Below are 17,698 nucleotides of genomic sequence, written 5' to 3'. Positions count from 1 at the left end.
AATGAAGATCGTCTCCGTCGACACGGTGGTCGTCGACTTCTACCGTACGAACCTCGTCATCGTGCGGGTGCACACCGACGAGGGGATCACCGGGCTCGGTGAGGCCACCCTGGAGGGCAAGGAACGGGCCGTCCAGGGCGCGATCGCCGAGCTGGCCGAGGCGGTGGTGGGCCTGGATCCCACAAGCATCTCGAAGATCCTCTACGAGACCGCGCGGGACTGGTACTGGCGCGGCGGGCCGGTCATCATGACCGCGTTGAGTTCGCTGGAGATGGCCCTGTGGGACATCTCGGCGCGCGACCTCGGTGTCCCGGTCTCCCGGCTGCTCGGCGGTGCGACCCGCGACCGGGTGCGTGCGTACGCGAACGGCTGGTTCTCCGGAGCGGTCACGCCCGGGGACTACGCGGCGGCCGCGCGCCGGACGGTGGAGTCCGGCTTCCGAGGCCTCAAGTGGGACCCGTTCGAAAACTACGACCTCACCATCACCACCGGGCAGTTGGATCGGGTGCTCGCCCAGATCGACGCCGTCCGTGCCGCGGTGGGTCGCGACGTCGAGCTGTTCATCGAGGGGCACGGGCGCTTCGACGTCCGCCACGCGATCAGGGTCGCGAAGGAGATCGCCCAGTTCGACCCGGTGTGGTTCGAGGAGCCGTGCCCGCCGGACAACCTCGACGCGCTTGTCGACATCCGCCGCGCGTCGCCGGTGCCCATCGCGGCGGGGGAGCGGTGGTACGGCCGGCAGGGTTTCGCGCCGGCGCTGGCCCGCCAGGCGGTCGACTTCGTCCAACCCGACGTGACGCACGCCGGCGGGATCGCCGAGTTGGCTTTCATCGCGACGCTCGCGGCGACCAGCTACGTGGGGTTCGCGCCGCACAACCCGAGCGGCCCCCTCAGCACGGCCGCGACGCTGCAACTCGGGGCGACGCTGCCCAACTTCCGGTACCTGGAGATCATGGCGACCGACGTGCCATGGCGGCCCGAGATCACCAACGAACGGCTGGTGCTGACCGCCGACGGCGATGTGCTCATCCCGACCGGGGTCGGACTGGGCATCGAGTTGGATCTCGCCGCGATCGAGCGGCACCCGTTCACACCGCATCCACTCCGGATGTTCCAGGACGCCGTGTACGACATCCGTCCGCGAGACGAGCGTTCCTTCTTCAACCTGGAGAGCGGCTCATGACGGTGCCCCAGCCCCGACGACAGCCCGACGGCGCGGACTGGTGCGGGACCGCCGCCGAGGCGCTGCCGGACGACGTCGACGACAGTGTCCTCATCGGCCGGATCTGGGATCCGGCCGGCGACGGCCCCTCACCCGTGACCGTCCGCGACGGCGAGGTCATCGACCTGAGCCGGCGGTTCCCCACCATCCGGGACATCTGCGAACTGCCCGACCCCGCCGCGACCGTGGCCGGCCTGGACGGGCCGCGGCTTGGCGACTTCGGGGAGATCCTGGCGAACACGGGTGCCGCGACCCGCGACCACACCCGGCCCTGGTTGCTCGCCCCGGTCGACCTGCAGGCACTCAAGGCCGCCGGCGTGACCTTCGCCGTCTCGCTCATCGAACGCGTCATCGAGGAGCGGGCCCGCGGTGACCTGGCGCTCGCCGCGGACATCCGGCACCGGATGCTCGCCGACATCGGCGCCGACCTGCACAGCCTGGTGCCCGGCTCGGTGGAGGCCGAGCGGCTCAAGAGCCTGCTGGTCAGCGAGGGTGTCTGGAGTCAGTATCTGGAGGTGGGGATCGGGCCGGACGCCGAGATCTTCACCAAGGGGCAGATTCTCTCCGCCGTCGGCACGGCCGTCCCGGTGGGAGTCCTCGCCTCGTCGACCTGGAATAATCCGGAGCCCGAGGTCACGCTGATCGTCCAGTCCAGCGGCCGGATCGTCGGCGCCACCCTCGGCAACGACGTGAACCTGCGCGATGTCGAGGGCCGCTCGGCGCTCCTGCTTCCCCTGGCCAAGGACAACAACGCCTCGTGTGCCCTGGGTCCCCTGATCCGGCTGTTCGACGAGCGGTTCGACCTGGCCCGGGTGCGCGAGCTCGAGGTGAGCCTGGAGGTCCGTGGTGTGGACGGTTTCCACCTGGCGGCGGTCTCGCAGATGACCCAGATGTCGCGCGACCCGGCGGACCTGGTGCGGCAGCTGATCGGCCCGCAGCACAGCTATCCCGACGGCGCCGCCCTGATGCTCGGCACGATGTTCGCGCCCACCCAGGACCGGGACCGCCCCGGCGAGGGCTTCACCCACAAGGTCGACGACGTGGTACGCATCGGCTGCCCGGCGCTGGGCACCCTGGTCAACCGGGTACGGCACGCCCAGGAGTGTGAGCCCTGGCAGTTCGGCGTCCGGGATCTGATGGGCAATCTGGTAAGGAGAGGACTGCTGTGAACGTGGTCAGCACTGTCGACCCCCGCGACGGTCGACGTCGTACGACGGAACTCACCGAGACCGACGAGCCTCGGCTGGAGGTGATCGCCAACCAGGCGTCCCAGGCCGCCCGGTGGCTGTCCGGCCTGGGCCGACTCGGCCGGGCCGACCTGCTGGACGCGATCGCCACGTCCCTGGAGGCCCGTCGCGGGGACCTGGTCGCGGCGGCGGAGGCGGAGACCGGGCTGAGCCACGCGCGACTCGACCAGGAACTCACCCGGGCGGCGATCCAGTTCCGGATGTTCGGTGACGTGCTGCGCGACGGGGGCTACGTCGAGGCCGCCATCGACCACGCCGCCGACACACCGCTCGGACGCGGCCCGGACCTGCGGCGGATGCTCGTACCCCTCGGGCCGGTGGCCGTCTTCGGAGCCAGCAACTTCCCGTTCGCCTTCTCGGTGGCGGGGGGTGACACCGCCGCCGCGCTCGCCGCGGGCTGTCCCGCCGTCCTGAAGGCCCACCCGTCACACCCGTTGACCTCGCACGCCTCGGCCGAGGCCATCGCGGCGGCCGTCCGCGACCTGGGTGGGCCCGACGGTGTGGTCGCGACCGTGTACGGCGAGCAGGCCGGCCGCTCGCTGGTGCGCCACCCCGAGATCCGCGCCGCCGCGTTGACGGGCTCCGTCGGCGCCGCCCGTGCCATCCAGGCGGCCATCGACGAACGCCCCGATCCCATTCCCCTCTACGCCGAGCTGAGCAGCGTGAACCCGATCGTCGTCCTGCCCGGCGCGGCCGTCGACCGGGCGGAGCAGATCGCCGAGGGGCTGTTCGCCTCCTTCACCAACTCGGGCGGCCAGTTGTGCACGAAGCCCGGGTTGGCGTTCGTGCCGTCCGATCCGAGCGGTGCGCGCCTGGTCGACACGCTGCGGAAGAAGGTCGCCGCCGCTGGCGGTGCGATCCTGCTCAACGACCGCATCCAGGCCGCGTACGAGCAGCAGGCGACGGCGTTCGAGCAGGCTGGCGCCCGTGTCGCGGCACGAGCCCAGGTCGACCCCGACGAGGGCTTCCGCGTCGCGCCAGCGCTCTTGGAGGTCGATCTGCCGGGCCTCACCGCCGAGCTCACCGACGAGTGCTTCGGCCCGCTGATGGTCGTGGTGCGCTATGACGACGTCGCCGCGCTCGACGCCGTCCTGGCGACCGTCCCCCCGTCGCTGACCGGTTCCATCCATCGTGGACCGGCCGACGACGCCGGTGTCGTACGCCGGCTCGTCGACAGGTTCGCCGGCCGCTCGGGTCGTGTCGTCTTCGACGGCTATCCCACCGGCGTGCGGGTGTCGTGGGCCCAGCACCACGGCGGGCCCTGGCCCTCGACGAACGCCGTGCACACCTCGGTCGGCGCCACCTCGATCCGGCGCTTCCTTCGCCCGCTGGCCTGGCAGGACGCCCCGGCCTGGGTCCTTCCGGAGGAACTGCAGGACGGCTACACCGCCATTCCCCGGCGCGTCGACGGGAGGTTGGAGCAGGCGGCGCGATAGCCGCCGCACCCATCGACCTCCCCGGTGGGCGGTGGGATGAACCCCGGCCGCCACCCCTGGTGTCAGGAGTGACGGCCGGGGCACCGCCGCCTCAGCCGGTCACCGGGTCGCTTCCGTGGCCCGCATCCGCAGCATCGTCCAGGATGCGGGGGGCAGGGTCAGCCGGACGTCCGCGTCGGCCTGTCGCGCCGTGTCGTTGGGGCGCGGCTCGGCGTGGTCCGGGCCGTCGGCGGTGTTCTTGGCGGCCAGGTCGGTGCCGCCGACGGTGACACACTCGATGATCCCGGTCACCTGGGCGCCGCTGACGTCGACGGTCACCGCGGCCGGGGCGTCGGTGCCCCGGTTGACGAGGAACACGGCCAGCTCGCCGGTGCTGTCGTCCCAGGTGCAGACCGCGTCGACCGCCGCCACCTCGCCGTAGCGGTCGGTGGCCGTCGTGCTGCCGGCGCGCAGCACGTCGAGCACCGCCCCCCGGGCGTGCCGGGCGGTGCGGGCGAACGGGTGGAAGATGGTCTGCCGCCAGGCCGAGCCGCCGGGCTCGGTCATGATCGGTGCGATGACGTTCACCAGTTGCGCCTGGCACGCCGCCGCCACCCGGTCGCTGTGCCGCAGCAGGCTGATCAGCAGGCCACCGACGACGACGGCATCGGCCACGCTGTAGTGATCCTCCAACAACGGCGGTGCGACCGGCCAGTCCTCGCCGCTCGGCGGCGTCGACGGGGCGGCGGACTGGTACCAGACGTTCCACTCGTCGAACGCGATCATGATCTTCTTGGTCGAGCGGCGGATCGCACCGACGGAGTCGGCGATGGCCGTGACGGCGTCGATGTAGGTGTCCATGTCCTCGGCGGAGGCGAGGAAGCTGCGCAGGTCGTCGTCGACCGGCTGGTAGTAGGCGTGCAGCGAGATCAGGTCGACGTCGTCGTACGCCTCGGTGAGCACGTCGCGTTCCCAACTGCCGAACGTGGGCATGCCGAGGTGGGACGAGCCGCAGGCGACGAGCTCCAGACCGGGATCGAACCGGCGCATCGCCTTCGCGGTCTGTGCGGCGAGGCGCCCGTACTCGGTCGCGCTGCGCTGGCCCACCTGCCACGGGCCGTCCATCTCGTTGCCCAGGCACCACAGCCGGATCCCGTACGGGTCGACCGCGCCGTTGTCGCGCCGCTGGTCGGCGAGGTGACTGCCGGCGCGGTGGTTGGCGTACTCGAGGAGGTCGACCGCCTCGGCGGTGCCCCGGGTGCCGAGGTTGACCGCCATGATCGGTTCGGCGTCCGCCTTGCCGAGCCAGCGCATGAACTCGTCGAGCCCGAACGCGTTGGTCTCCAGGCTGTGCCAGGCGAGGTCGAGCCGGGCCGGTCGTTGCGCGACCGGCCCGACGCCGTCCTCCCACCGGTAGGAGGAGACGAAGTTGCCGCCCGGGTAGCGGACCGTGGTGATGCCCAACTCGCGCACGAGCGCGAGGACGTCGCCCCGGAAGCCGTCGGCGTCGGCCGTCGGGTGCCCCGGCTCGTAGATGCCGGTGTAGACACAGCGACCCAGGTGCTCCACGAACGAGCCGAAGAGTCGACGCGGCACCGGCGCGACGCGCCGACGGGGGTCCAGGCTCAGACGCGCGGTGTGCACGGCGCCTCCCCGGTGACCATCGGCGCGATCCCGGCCTGCCGGTCCGGCCTGGGCCGGGCGGGCAGCCGGCGGCGGTGGGGGAGTGGGCATCCGGTGCCGGCCAGGTGCTCCGGCGGGTTGCGGTGGGGGTTCAGGACGGGCTCCCTTCGTGCGGGCCCCGACGCCGAGATCTCTGCCGCGGCAGCGGAACCGAGGGGTGGTGGTGGCCGTGTGCGAGGTCTGGACATCGCGGTGGCGGTCGGTTACGTTCTCGATCTATGTAAACGTTACCGATTACGTTTGCAGTAGGGAACACGTCGCCCGCGATCAATGTTCGCCCGGCCGGGCGACCGCCGTGCAGGCGCCGACCGGATTCACCGCCACGGCGGCCCGGGCCGGTTTCCGGTGGCCCGCATTTCCGCGTCGCCGTTCGCCTCGTCGTTGGATGGAATGGATTCCGACGGCGCTTGCCCGCCATTCTTCCGGGCCGGAGGTCGGCAGCTCTAATCGGCCGCCCGGAGTGACAGTCGGCCACATTTTCGTGACAACCCGCGTCGGTCCATCGTGTCCCGACAACTGTCCTGGTAGGACGGTTGTCCCCGGTCCGGAGGTCTTGTGCTCGTAACCCCTGTCGGTTACGTTGGCAACACCCTGGAAACGTAACCGATAACGATTGCAGTCCAGAGGGAGCGGCATGATCGAGGTCAATGCCCCAGCGACAATGAGTGATGTGGCACGGGTTGCCGGCGTTTCCACCGCCACCGTCTCGCGAGTGGTCAACGGGCATTACGGCGTCAGTGCCCGCACGATCGCTCAGGTCCGTTCGGCCATCGAGCAACTCGGCTACGAGTCGAGTCTGGTGGCCACCAGCCTTCGGCGCAGCCGCACCAACGTCCTGGGCCTGGTGACGCACAGCTTCCAGTCGTACACGGCGGAGGTGCTCAAGGGGGCGATGAAGGCGCTGAGTCGCTCCGGCTTCGACCTGATCATCTACGCCAACAGCGACCTCTACGGATCGTATTCGGAGGGTTGGGAGAAGCGGCACGTGACGCGCCTGTCGGGCACCCTCACCGACGGGTGCATCGTCGTCACACCCTGGGGCGAGGTGCAGAGCCGGACGCCGATCGTGGCCATCGACCCGGTGCGGGGTTCGACGGCGCCCTCGGTGACCGCCGACAACCTCGCGGGCGCGACCACCGCGGTCGAGCACCTCCTGGGCCTGGGCCACCGACGCATCGGGTTCATCGCGGGCCGATCCAGCCTCGCGGCGGCCTGGTCGCGGGAGGAGGGATACCGGGCGGCGCTGAGCGACGCCGGCATCCCGATCGACCCGACGTTGATCGGCGAAGGGGACTTCAACCCCGAGTCGGCGGTCCCGCTGGCGCGCGCCCTGCTGCACCGGGCGGACCCGCCAACGGCGATCTTCGCGGCGAGCGACGGGATGGCCCTCAAGGTGCTGGAGGTCGCCGCGGAGCTGGGGTTCTCGGTCCCCGGGGACCTGTCCGTCGTCGGATTCGACAACATCCCGGAGTCGGCGCTGACCGAGCCGGGTCTGACCACCGTGGACCAGTCGATGTACCAGCTCGGGTACGAGGCCGCGCGCATGTTGCGGTCGCTGGTGACCGGCGAGTGGGAGGGGCCGCGCCAGGTGGTGCTCCCGACCAGCCTGGTCATCCGCGGATCGAGCGCGCCACCACGAGGCACGGCACGAGGGTGACCCAGGCCCGCGAAGGAGGTGTGCACGCAGACCCACGGCGAGATCCACCGATGAGTTGAGCCGGTCAGTTGGGTCGCATCCGCTGCCGGCGCAGGAAAGGAGTGGAGCGTGACAACCGAAACGTACCACTGGCGTTCACGCCGATCGGGCGTGCGTCGGCTCTCGGCGGTGTTCGCCGCCGGAGTCATGGCGGCCGCGACTGTTCTGCTCGCGCCGCAGCCGGCCGCGGCGGAGACGCCGTGGCTGGAGGTCTCCCCGGATCGCTACGCCTCGTTCACCGTTCCCGCGGCGTACATCCAGGAGCAGTTGGGCACGGTGTCGCAGGTCGTCGTCGAAGGCAACATCGGCCCCTCCGCGGCGTGGGCGGAGTTTGGTCTGACCCGGCGTGGCGACGTGTGGTCGGGCATTCTTGGCCCGCTCAAGCCGGGGCTCTACCAATACCAGCTCACCGCCGACGACACCAGGAGCCTCAAGGATCCGACGAACAGCACGGGTGTGGCGTCCAAACCCCTCCTGAGCACCTTCCTCGTCGCGGGTGACTCGGCCCGGTGGCTGGCGGACGTGCCGCCGGGCACCGGCGGCAGGGTCGAGACCCTGACCTACCGGACCGGGAGCGGGCAGCGGTCGGCCCTGGTCTGGACCCCACCGGGGTACGCGGCCAAGGGTTCCAGGGGCTACCCGGTGCTCTATCTGCAGTCGGGCGAGGACGTGCCCACCACCGACTGGCTCGACCTCGGCCGGACCAGGCAGATCCTCGACAACCTCGCGGCCGAGGGCGCCAGCAGGCCGATGGTGGTCGTGATCAACGACGCCAACGGCGCGGATGGCAGGGAGCTGCGCAAGGCGGTCGCCGACAGGTACCGGGTCCTGCGCGACCCGGCGCACCAGGCGATCGCGGGCGTGTCCGACGGCGCGACGCAGGCGCTGGGAGCGGCCGTGGCCAGTCCTGGCCAGTTCGCCCACGTGGGCTGGTTCTCGGGCCACGCGGCCCCGACCGTCGATCGGAGGAACGCCCGGGCGGTCAAGCTGCTGCGCCTCTACACGGGCAACGTGACGGATCCCGCGTACAACACCACCTACCGGCTGATGCGGGCGTTGGACCGGGCCGATGTGAGGTTCGAGTTCGACGGGATCAACCCGGACGGTGGTGCGAACTGGCAGACCTGGCAGGAGAATCTGGTCGACTTCGTGCCGCGGCTGTTCCAGCACGTGTCGGACCACGGCCCGAGCCCCGGTCACCGGCCGCTGACGGGGGAGTTCGCCCCGCCGCCGGCCGGCACCACCCCGACGCCCTTCGTCACCAGGGACGGTTTCGTCACCTTCGAGACCACCACCGACTTCACCGACGCCCAGCACGTCACGGTATGGGCGAACATCGCGCCGGGCGGCAGTTGGCTGCGCGTGCCGCTGACCCGCGAGGGCGACCGGTGGCGAGCGACAGTGGGCCCGCTGAAGCCCTGGTTCTACTACTACCGGCTCATCGTGGACCGGGTCGCGGTCAAGGACACCGCCAACCCGACGAAGGTGACCACCGAACCGACGTGGAGCACCTTCCTCCTCCCCGGGCCGGGCGCTCGCCTGCTGTCGGACGTGCCCGCCGGCCGGGGCGGCACGGTCGAGAGCATGACCTATCTGAGCACCGTGGCGGGCCAGGAGCGCACCGCGCTGGTGTGGACACCACCCGGATACGATCCGGCCCGGCCGCAGCCGTATCCCGTGCTCTACCTCCAGCACGGCGGCGGCCAGAACTACACCGACTGGGTCGAGATGGGCCGCGCCAAGCAGATTCTCGACCACCAGTTCCTCGACGGCGACCTGACGCCCATGGTCGTGGTGATGGGCAACGGCAACTCGTCCAACTTCAACAGGGAGTTGCTGGACAACATCGTGCCGACGGCCCGCGCTCGCTACCACGTCTCCAGCGAGTCGTCGCAGCAGGCCATCGCCGGCCTGTCCATGGGCGGCGGGCAGGCGTTGGGGGTGCTGCGGGCCTACCCGGGTGAGTTCGCCTACGTCGCGGCACTGTCCGCCGGGTTCGGCAGCGGCACCGGCGTCGACGTCGAGGCGATCAACAACGGGACCACGATGCTGCGCCTGTACGTCGGCGACCAGACCGACTTCGTGTACCCGAGCTTCATGGCATCGCTGACCACGTTGAACACCCTCGGCATCCGCTACGAGTTCGACGGGGTGACCCCCGGGCCGCACGGCTGGGACGTGTGGCAGAAGAACCTCATCGACCTGGCGCCGCGTCTGTTCAAGCGCTAGGAGCAGCGTGTCCGGCGGCGCCACCGGGAGCGGGGTCTCCCGCGCCCGGTGGCGCCCGCCGAGCAGGAGACTGTCGCACCGCCAACCCCGGAGGGAATCACGTCGATGAAGACGAAACGAATACTCGCCACGGTGACCATGCTCGCGGCCGGGGCTGGCCTCGTCGCCTGCTCCTCCGACGAGGGGGGCAGCGACGCGAGCAACTGCACGAACACCATCACCAAGCAGAACGTGCCGGTGGTGACGATGTGGGGCTGGTATCCCAACACCCAGCTCGTCGTCGACAACTTCAACAAGCAGCACGACGACGTGCAGGTCTGCTGGACCAACGTCGGGCAGGGCGGCGACGAGTACGACAAGTTCCAGACGGCCATCTCGGCGGGCACCGGCGCACCCGACGTGATCATGGTCGAGGCGGACCGGATCCCGACCTTCCAGATCCAGGGCGCGCTCGTCGACATCAAGCAGTACGGCTACGACGCGGTCAAGGCCAACTACGGCGAGGGCGCCTGGAAGGACGTGTCGGTCGGCGACGCGGTCTACGGCGTCCCGGTCGACGGTGGCCCGATGGGCATGATCTACCGCAAGGACATCTTCGACAAGTACAAGATCACACCACCGAAGACCTGGGCCGAGTACGAGCAGGCCGCGCAGAAGGTGAAGGACGCCGGAGGCCCGCTCTTCGGGGACCTGGGCGCGAACGTCCCGGCGGTCCTGATGGCGCTGCAGATCCAGAAGGGCGCCTCGCCCTTCACCTTCGATCCGGCGCAGCCCAAGTCGATCGGGGTGAAGCTCAACGACCAGGCCTCCAAGGACGTGCTGGACTACTGGGGCGGCCTCGCCAAGAAGGGCCTGGTCGGGACGCAGGACCAGTTCACCCCGGAGTACATCTCCGGCGTGATCAGCGGCAACTACGCGACGTACATCTCGGCGGCCTGGGCGCCGGGTTATCTCACCGGTGCGGGTGTCGGCAAGGGCCAGGACACCGGCAAGTTCGCGGTGGCGCCGCTGCCGCAGTGGGATGTGAACAACCCCGTGCAGGTCAACTGGGGTGGGTCGGCCTTCTCGGTGACCAAGCAGGCGAAGAAGCCGGACCTGGCGGCGAAGGTCGCCTACGGCCTCTACGCCGACAAGGAGTCACTCACCGACGGCTGGACCAACCAGATCATCTTCCCGCTGAACCTCACGGCACTCAACGATCCGGCGTTCATCGACCTGAAGGTGGCGTTCTTCGACGGCCAGCAGGCGAACAAGGAGGTCTACGTCCCCGCCGCCAACGCCTACAAGGGCGTCGCCTACGCACCGTTCGGTCAGTACTACCTCGACGCGATGACGAAGCAGATCAGCGAGATCATCAAGGGCTCCACAAGCGGCTCGCAGGCCGCCGACAAGCTTCAGGGCGACGTGACGAAGTACGCCAAGGAACAGGGCTTCACCGTTCAGTGACCCCAGGGGTGGGCCGCGCCGCCGCTCGACGGCCGGCCCACCCGCCCACGACCCGTAGCGTCCACGTCCCGGAGACCACAGATGACACTCCTGACCGAGCAGCGCGCCGCGCGTACCCGCGCCGAGACACGCAGGACCCGTGGCAAGGTGCACCTCCGCGAACACCTGATGGGGTGGTTCTTCGTCGGGCCGTTCGCGGTCGTCTTCCTGGCGTTCCTCATCGCGCCGCTGGGCTACGCGCTGTATCTCAGTCTCTTCCAGAAGAAACTGATCGGCGGCACCAGCTTCGTCCTCTTCGACAACTACGTGAAGGCGTTCACCGACCCGAGCTTCCTGTCCGGGGCGTGGTTCGTCATCCGCTTCGCACTTGTCGCCATCCCGGTGCAGATCGCCATCGCGCTCGCGATGGCCCTCATCCTGGACGCGGTGACGTCCCTGTTCGCCCGCTTCTCCCGCCTCATGATCTTCCTGCCCTACGCGATCCCGACGGTCATCGGTGCGGTGATGTGGGGTTTCCTCTACAGCAAGGGCTTCGGCCCGCTCACCGACATCTTCGGGCTGATCGGGGCGACCGCACCCGACTTCCTGGGCAGCAACCTGATCTTCTACGGCCTGCTCAACGTCGTCACCTGGCAGTGGGTGGGTTACTACATGATCATCCTGTACGCGGCGTTGCAGGGGGTCGATCCGACGCTCTACGAGGCCGCCCGGATGGACGGCGCGGGGCGGTGGCAGGTCGCGTTGCGGATCAAGATTCCGCTGATCGCGCCCGCGCTGAGCCTCATCCTCGTCTTCGCGCTCATCGGCACCCTGCAGTTCTTCAACGAGCCGCAGATCCTGCGGTACCTCGCCGCCGGCACGATCGGCGCGGACTTCACCCCCAACATGTACGCGTACCAGCAGGCGTTCTCGCTCGCCAACTTCAACTACGGATCGGCGATCTCGTTCGCCCTCGGCGGCATCGTGTTCGTCTGCGTGTACGTGTTCCTGTTCTTCACCCGCAAGCGGAGGAGCTTCCTCTGATGGCCAACCGCACGAGCGTCAGCGCAGGCCCCCGCCGACCGCAGCGCTACCTGCCGCTGCAGATCCTGCTCGGCTTCATGGTGATCTACTTCCTCGTACCCTTCTGGTGGGTCGTCGTCAACAGCTCCAAGGACGCACCGGGCCTGTTCGGCGGCGGCAACACCATGTGGTTCTCCGACCAGATCGACTACGTCGGCAACCTCAGGCAGCTGTTCACCTACGACGGTGGCATCTACCTGCGGTGGATCCTCAACTCCACGTTGTACGCGATCGCCGGCGGAATCGGCGCCACGGTCCTGTCGGTGATGGCCGGCTACGGCTTCGCCAAGTATCGGTTCGCCGCCCGGCGCTTCAGCTTCGCCGTCGTGCTCGGCGCGGTGATGGTGCCCGCCACCGCCCTGGTCATCCCGACCTTCATCATGTTCTCCCGGCTGGGCCTGACCAACACGGTCTGGGCGGTGATCCTCCCGTCGCTGCTCAACCCGTTCGGCGTCTACCTCATGCACGTGTACGCGCGGGACGCGGTGCCCGACGAGCTGCTGGACGCGGCGCGGGTCGACGGCGCGGGCGAGCTGCGCACCTTCGTCCAGATCGCCCTTCCGCTGATGCGCCCCGCGGTGGTCACCGTGCTCCTGCTGTCCGCCGTGGCGTCCTGGAACAACTACTTCCTGCCGCTGGCCATGCTCTCCGACAACCGGCTCTTCCCGGTGACCGTCGGCCTCGGTCTGTGGCAGGGGATCGCCTCCGCGAACAACTCGGGCGGCACCTCGCTGTGGAGCCTCATCATCCTGGGCTCGCTGGTGTCCGTGATTCCACTGGTCATCGCGTTCTTCAGCCTGCAACGGCACTGGCGCGGCGGGCTGTCCGTCGGCGGCCTCCGGTAGGTGCCACCCCGTGACCGCCGCGCACCCCGCGGCCGCACGCATGACAGAGAGGTGTGCTGATGTCGACGACGGATCGTCCGCTGCGCAGCGGGCAGTGGTTCGGTGCGGAGGGCCGCAACGGGTTCATCCATCGGTCCTGGATGCGCAACCAGGGTTTCGCGGACGACGTCTTCGACGGTCGCCCGGTGATCGGCATCGCCACCACCTGGTCGGAGCTGACACCCTGCAACGCCCATCTGCGCGATCTGGCCGAATCGGTGAAGCGCGGCGTGTGGGAGAGCGGCGGCCTGCCGTTGGAGTTTCCCGCCATGAGCCTGGGCGAGCCCCTGATGCGGCCCACGACCATGCTCTACCGCAACCTGCTGGCCATGGAGTTGGAGGAGTCGGTCCGCGCCAACCCCCTCGACGGGGTGGTGCTGCTCTCCGGCTGCGACAAGACCACCCCCGGCCTGCTGATGGGCGCGGCGAGTGTCGACCTGCCCACCCTGATGATCACCGGCGGTCCGATGCTGAACGGCAAGTTCCGGGGCCAGGACATCGGGTCGGGCACCGTCGTCTGGCGCTTCACCGAGGAGCAGCGCGCCGGCCGGATGACCGCGGCCGACTGCGCGGAGGCGGAGGTCGGCATGTCCCGCAGCCGGGGGCACTGCATGACCATGGGCACCGCCTCCACGATGGCCTGCGTGACCGAGGCGTTGGGCGTGCAACTGCCGGGTGCGGCCGCCGTGCCGGCTGTCGACTCGCGCCGGTACGCGCTCGCGCAGGCCGCCGGCCGGCGGATCGTCGCCATGGTCGGGCAGGACCAACGGCTGTCCACGGTGCTGACCCGGGAGGCGTTCGAGAACGCCATCCGGGTCAACGCCGCGATCGGCGGTTCCACGAACGCCGTCGTCCACCTGCTGGCGATCGCCGGCCGCCTCGGCGTCCCGCTGACCCTGGAGGACTTCGACATCCTCACCGCCGACGTGCCCATGCTCGTCAACCTGATGCCGTCCGGGGCGTACCTGATGGAGGACTTCGCCTACGCGGGCGGCGTGCCGGCGGTGATGAACGAGATCGCCTCGCTGCTGCACCTGGAGCACGTCACCGTCAGCGGGGCGAGCGTGGCCGACAACATCAGCGGCGTCCAGTGCTGGAACCGGCAGGTCATCGGCACGATGGCCGAGCCGTTCCAGCCCGCCGGCTCGGGCACCGTGGTGCTGCGCGGGTCACTCGCGCCGGACGGGGCCGTGCTGAAGGTGTCCGCCGCCTCCGCGCACCTTCTCGCGCACACCGGGCCGGCGCTCGTCTTCGACCGGATCGAGGACTACGTCGTCGCGGCCGACGATCCGGCCCTGGAGGTCACCCCCGACACGGTGATCGTGGTCCGAAACGCCGGCCCACGCGGCTATCCCGGCTTCCCGGAGGTCGGCAACGTGCCCATGCCGCGTCGGCTGCTCGAAGCCGGCATCACGGACATGGTGCGGATCTCCGACGCCCGGATGAGCGGCACGGGGTACGGCACCTGCGTCCTGCACGTGGCCCCGGAGGCGGCCGTGGGTGGCCCGCTGGCGCTGGTGCGCACCGGCGACCTGGTCCGGGTCGACGTCGCGACGCGGCGCCTGGACCTCCTGGTCGACGACACGGAACTCGCCCAGCGCCGTGCCGGCTGGCATCCGGCACCGCTGAGCGCCGACCGGGGCTGGGCAAAGCTGTACAGCGAGCACGTCCTGCAGGCCGACCAGGGCGCCGACCTGGACTTCCTGGTCGGCGGCAGCGGCAGCGCCGTGCCCCGCCACTCGCACTGACCGTCGCGAAACGGGAGCCCCGGCGGGTTGCCGGGGCTCCCGTGACGTCGGACCGCTCTCAGGGTCGAGCGGTGGTGTTCAGAGGGTGAAGACGAGCGTGGAGATGCTGCGCGCGCCGACGTTGATGGTGGCCTGACCGCCGTTGACGCTCGTCGGCTGGCTTGCCGCGTTGGCGTTCTGCGAGGTCAGGAAGTGCTCGGCCGTGGTGACGTTCTGCGGTGCCTGGATCACGGCGTTGTTGACCGCGCTGTTGGACCGGTTGAGGATCACCAGGGTGATCTTGCCGTCGCCCTGGTAGGCGGTCACCTCCAGCGGGGAGGCCTTGGAGCTCTTCGTCAGGCCGACCCGCTGGTAGCCGGGGCGGACGTACTTCGCGTACTGCGAGAAGGCGTACCCGCGCTTGAGCGGAGCGCCCGCGACGGTGCCGAACGCGGCCTCGCCGTCACCGATGAAGGAGTAGTAGCGCTTGCCGTACCACCAGATGTAGGCGCTCCAGTTGGCCTCCATCGACCGGTGCACGGTGCGCATGATGTCGTCGAGGGTCTCGTTCCAGACCGTCACGTTGGCGGGGTTGCCCCAGATGTTGGAGCCGCCACCGTCGGCCTCGTGCAGGTTCCACTCGGTCATCCACACCGGCTTGTTGTACTGCGCGGCCAACGGGTACGGCTTGAGCCGGCCGGAGTCCTCGGTGCCGTACAGGTGCCCGCCGATGTAGCCGATGTTGTTGCGGGCGGTGGTGTCGTTGAGGGTCGGGTCGGTGAAGTTGTAGTTGAGGTTGACCGCCTCGGCGACCATCAGCTTGGTGTTCTGCACCTTCGTGCCCTGGTCGCGGACGAAGTTGCGCAGCTCGGTGCCGCTCCAGTCCATCGAGTCGTAGTTCGGATGCCAGTCCGGTTCGTTCTGCACCGAGGTGACGTCGATGTTCACGCCCTGGCCACGCATGTACTGCACGTAGCTGTTGAGATGGTTGGCGTAGTCGTCGTAGTAGTCGGTCTTCAGCTTGCCGCCGTTGACCCGGCTGTTGTTCGTCTTCCACGCCGCCGGGGCGGTCCACGGCGAGGCGAGGATCTTCACGTTCGACCCGGACGCCTCGGCCGTCTTCAACGAGTTGACGTGCGTCGCCCACTCGCTGGACTCCGGCGACAGGCCGGTCCGCACGATGGACAGCCCCAACTGGTTGGCGCCCATTCCGACAAGCGTCTGCGTGTCCGTCGTCGACCAGGCGCTGCCCCAGATGGACTGCGCGGCCCCGAACCCGTCCACGGTCTGGTACCTGGTGGCGCTGTTCACAGTGATGTCCGCCGGTCCGTTCGGCGGCGGAGTCGTCGGCGGTGGCGTGGTGGGTGGTGGGGTGGTCGGGGGTGGGCTGGTCGGTGGCGGCGTGGTCGGCGCGGGGTCGCCGGTGCAGACCACCCCGTTGAGCGTGAAGCTTGTCGGAGCGGGGTTGCTGCCGGTCCACGAGCCGTTGAAGCCGAACGAGACGGTGGCGTTGGTGGCGATGGCCCCGTTGTAACTGACGTTCTTTGCGGTGACCGCGGCGCCGCTCTGCGTCAGCGTCGTGTTCCACGCCTGGGTGACGGTCTGCCCGGCGCCGTAGGACCAGCCGAGCGTCCAACTGCTGACCGGATCACCGAGATTGGTGATGGCGACGTTGGCGCCGAAGCCACCCTGCCACTGCGACGACACGCTGTAGTCCACCGAGCAGCCAGCGGCTGCCGCCCCGGCCGGCATCGCCAGGGCGACCCCGGCCGATGCCAACAGGACGGCGCTGGCCGACACCAGCGCCGTGTTTGTCCCTCTTCGTCTTCTCATGCGACCTCTCCTGACATGGTGGTGGCGGTCGACGCGTCCAGGGGCCCGACTGTTCGTCGAGCCCATGGGTGGCTCGGCCATTGGGAGCGCTCCCAATCGCCTCGTTGCCAGGAAGTTAATTCGTCTAATGATGTATGTCAATGCCGTAACGTCCCGGCCCGGTGGCCGTCATCGTCCACAGGCCCCGCACGCGACGCGGGTGCGCAGGTGGTAGTCGCTCGACGCCACGACGAGCCCGAGCCCGAGGACGCAGTACGCCGACATCGCCAGCCAGAGGAACGTGTCGGAGAACTGGCTGACCGATCCGGACACCAACTGCGTCAGCCCCATGCCGAAGTAGGCCACGATGCCCGCCCCGAGCCCGAAGCCGGGCACCAGCAACAGCGGACGGGGGATCGGGCGGCCGGCGAGCAGCGGCACCCACGCCGGCCAGATCTCCCCCCAACCGTGCACGAGCGCCAGCGGCAACAGCACTCCCGCCAACAGCAGGCCGATCTCCAACCCGACCACCGAGGCGTCCCGGGTGAGCCCGTCGAAGCCCACCAGGAGCTGGGCCGCGAAGCGGCCGACGAGGCCGGCCACCGCGGCGTACGCGGCCCAGCGTGCCCAGCGTGCCGGGGCCACGCGCCGCCAACCCGGGCGGACCGTCCGGCAGCACTGCGGACAGTCGCCCCGGGTGCGCCGCTGGTAGTGGGCGGTGGCCAGGCCGAGCAGGACCGCCCCGGTCACACAACCGAGCCGGCTGGCGAACGCCGTCGGATCGAAGTACGGGCCGACCGTGAACAGCAGGAAGCCCACCAGCTCCGGCAGCAGGATCGCGGCCGCCGCGACAAGCGCCCCGGCGACCGCCCAGGCCACTCCCGCGAGCATCGGCCGCCACGTCGTCGCCCGGTCCAGCGCCACCGCCACCACGGCCACGGTCAGGCACAACGCCACCGACCACCAGCCGGTGAAGCCCAGCAGGTCCGACCCGAACCGCCGGAGGGCCGGAGCCTCGCCGACGGTCCACGCCAGACGCACGCCCCCGTATGCCACGGCCCAGCCGAGCACAACGTACGTCTGGCGGTGGCCCGTCCTGCGGGCGATCGTCGTCGCCATGCATCCGATCTTTGCGCCGCTTCGGCGCGGACGAACCCCGCTGACAGGGGACGGGTGCTCCCTCGCGGGAGGGATCTACTCTCCTCGCTCCGAACGCGGCGCGGCGCCGGGGGGGGGGGGGGGGGCGTGGGGGCGGGGCCCCCCCCGCGGTGGGGC

12 protein-coding genes are annotated in these 17,698 nt (G+C 69.8%); 9 read left to right on the top strand and 3 right to left on the bottom strand.

The annotated features are described in order from the left end of the window. Position 1: 1 nt before the first annotated feature. From AB0B57_RS26085 to AB0B57_RS26075, 3 genes are read left to right on the top strand one after another with little or no spacing between them, the layout of a single operon-like run. A complete protein-coding gene (locus AB0B57_RS26085) occupies positions 2 to 1,183 on the top strand; it encodes a mandelate racemase/muconate lactonizing enzyme family protein (RefSeq protein WP_357075017.1) in 1,182 nt (393 codons plus the stop codon). Then, positions 1,180 to 2,391 (top strand): fumarylacetoacetate hydrolase family protein, encoded by a 1,212-nt coding sequence (locus tag AB0B57_RS26080; protein WP_357075014.1) that lies wholly within the window; start codon positions 1,180 to 1,182, stop codon positions 2,389 to 2,391. The genes AB0B57_RS26085 and AB0B57_RS26080 overlap by 4 nt, the downstream gene beginning before the upstream one ends. Further along, positions 2,388 to 3,905, top strand: a complete 1,518-nt coding sequence (locus AB0B57_RS26075; protein ID WP_357075011.1) for an aldehyde dehydrogenase family protein — start codon at positions 2,388 to 2,390, stop codon at positions 3,903 to 3,905. The genes AB0B57_RS26080 and AB0B57_RS26075 overlap by 4 nt, the downstream gene beginning before the upstream one ends. Positions 3,906 to 4,004: 99 nt before the next feature. Here AB0B57_RS26075 and AB0B57_RS26070 read toward each other — a convergent pair whose 3' ends face one another. Beyond that, positions 4,005 to 5,528: an alpha-L-arabinofuranosidase C-terminal domain-containing protein gene (locus tag AB0B57_RS26070; RefSeq protein ID WP_357075008.1), complete on the bottom strand. Its 1,524-nt coding sequence runs from the start codon at positions 5,526 to 5,528 to the stop codon at positions 4,005 to 4,007. Between the two features lie 673 nt (positions 5,529 to 6,201). Here AB0B57_RS26070 and AB0B57_RS26065 point away from each other — a divergent pair. The 6 genes from AB0B57_RS26065 (at position 6,202) to AB0B57_RS26040 (ending at position 14,632) form a co-directional block, all read left to right on the top strand. Continuing rightward, positions 6,202 to 7,224, top strand: coding sequence for a LacI family DNA-binding transcriptional regulator (locus tag AB0B57_RS26065; RefSeq protein WP_357075005.1), 1,023 nt, complete (start codon positions 6,202 to 6,204; stop codon positions 7,222 to 7,224). Between the two features lie 108 nt (positions 7,225 to 7,332). Beyond that, complete coding sequence (locus tag AB0B57_RS26060; protein ID WP_357075002.1) at positions 7,333 to 9,492, top strand: alpha/beta hydrolase-fold protein; 2,160 nt, start codon at positions 7,333 to 7,335, stop codon at positions 9,490 to 9,492. A 105-nt stretch (positions 9,493 to 9,597) separates the two neighbouring features. Continuing rightward, complete coding sequence (locus AB0B57_RS26055; RefSeq protein WP_357074999.1) at positions 9,598 to 10,938, top strand: extracellular solute-binding protein; 1,341 nt, start codon at positions 9,598 to 9,600, stop codon at positions 10,936 to 10,938. Between the two features lie 81 nt (positions 10,939 to 11,019). After that, complete coding sequence (locus AB0B57_RS26050) at positions 11,020 to 11,961, top strand: sugar ABC transporter permease (protein WP_357074995.1); 942 nt, start codon at positions 11,020 to 11,022, stop codon at positions 11,959 to 11,961. Next, positions 11,961 to 12,845, top strand: coding sequence for a carbohydrate ABC transporter permease (locus tag AB0B57_RS26045; protein ID WP_357074992.1), 885 nt, complete (start codon positions 11,961 to 11,963; stop codon positions 12,843 to 12,845). Before AB0B57_RS26050 ends, AB0B57_RS26045 begins: the two co-directional genes overlap by 1 nt. A gap of 59 nt (positions 12,846 to 12,904) precedes the next feature. After that, complete coding sequence (locus tag AB0B57_RS26040) at positions 12,905 to 14,632, top strand: IlvD/Edd family dehydratase (RefSeq protein ID WP_357074989.1); 1,728 nt, start codon at positions 12,905 to 12,907, stop codon at positions 14,630 to 14,632. Between the two features lie 78 nt (positions 14,633 to 14,710). On the opposite strand, the gene AB0B57_RS26035 is transcribed toward AB0B57_RS26040, so the two are convergent. Continuing rightward, positions 14,711 to 16,444: a cellulose binding domain-containing protein gene (locus AB0B57_RS26035; protein WP_357074986.1), complete on the bottom strand. Its 1,734-nt coding sequence runs from the start codon at positions 16,442 to 16,444 to the stop codon at positions 14,711 to 14,713. A gap of 168 nt (positions 16,445 to 16,612) precedes the next feature. Then, positions 16,613 to 17,542: a hypothetical protein gene (locus AB0B57_RS26030; protein WP_357074983.1), complete on the bottom strand. Its 930-nt coding sequence runs from the start codon at positions 17,540 to 17,542 to the stop codon at positions 16,613 to 16,615. Between the last annotated feature and the right edge of the window lie 156 nt (positions 17,543 to 17,698).

The sequence above is a fragment of the Micromonospora sp. NPDC049101 genome, from assembly GCF_040648675.1.
In the GTDB taxonomy this organism is placed as follows: domain Bacteria; phylum Actinomycetota; class Actinomycetes; order Mycobacteriales; family Micromonosporaceae; genus Micromonospora.
The sequence above is the reverse complement of the archived record's forward strand: the minus strand, read 5'-3'. Positions and strand labels throughout refer to the sequence as shown.

What these genes read in the sequence shown, in the direction of transcription:
- AB0B57_RS26085 (WP_357075017.1), top strand. Translation starts at nt 2, where the DNA reads ATGAAGATCGTCTCCGTCGACACGGTGGTCGTCGACTTCTACCGTACG.
- AB0B57_RS26030 (WP_357074983.1), bottom strand. Translation starts at nt 17,542, where the DNA reads ATGGCGACGACGATCGCCCGCAGGACGGGCCACCGCCAGACGTACGTT.
- AB0B57_RS26065 (WP_357075005.1), top strand. Translation starts at nt 6,202, where the DNA reads ATGATCGAGGTCAATGCCCCAGCGACAATGAGTGATGTGGCACGGGTT.
- AB0B57_RS26045 (WP_357074992.1), top strand. Translation starts at nt 11,961, where the DNA reads ATGGCCAACCGCACGAGCGTCAGCGCAGGCCCCCGCCGACCGCAGCGC.
- AB0B57_RS26040 (WP_357074989.1), top strand. Translation starts at nt 12,905, where the DNA reads ATGTCGACGACGGATCGTCCGCTGCGCAGCGGGCAGTGGTTCGGTGCG.
- AB0B57_RS26050 (WP_357074995.1), top strand. Translation starts at nt 11,020, where the DNA reads ATGACACTCCTGACCGAGCAGCGCGCCGCGCGTACCCGCGCCGAGACA.
- AB0B57_RS26055 (WP_357074999.1), top strand. Translation starts at nt 9,598, where the DNA reads ATGAAGACGAAACGAATACTCGCCACGGTGACCATGCTCGCGGCCGGG.
- AB0B57_RS26080 (WP_357075014.1), top strand. Translation starts at nt 1,180, where the DNA reads ATGACGGTGCCCCAGCCCCGACGACAGCCCGACGGCGCGGACTGGTGC.
- AB0B57_RS26035 (WP_357074986.1), bottom strand. Translation starts at nt 16,444, where the DNA reads ATGAGAAGACGAAGAGGGACAAACACGGCGCTGGTGTCGGCCAGCGCC.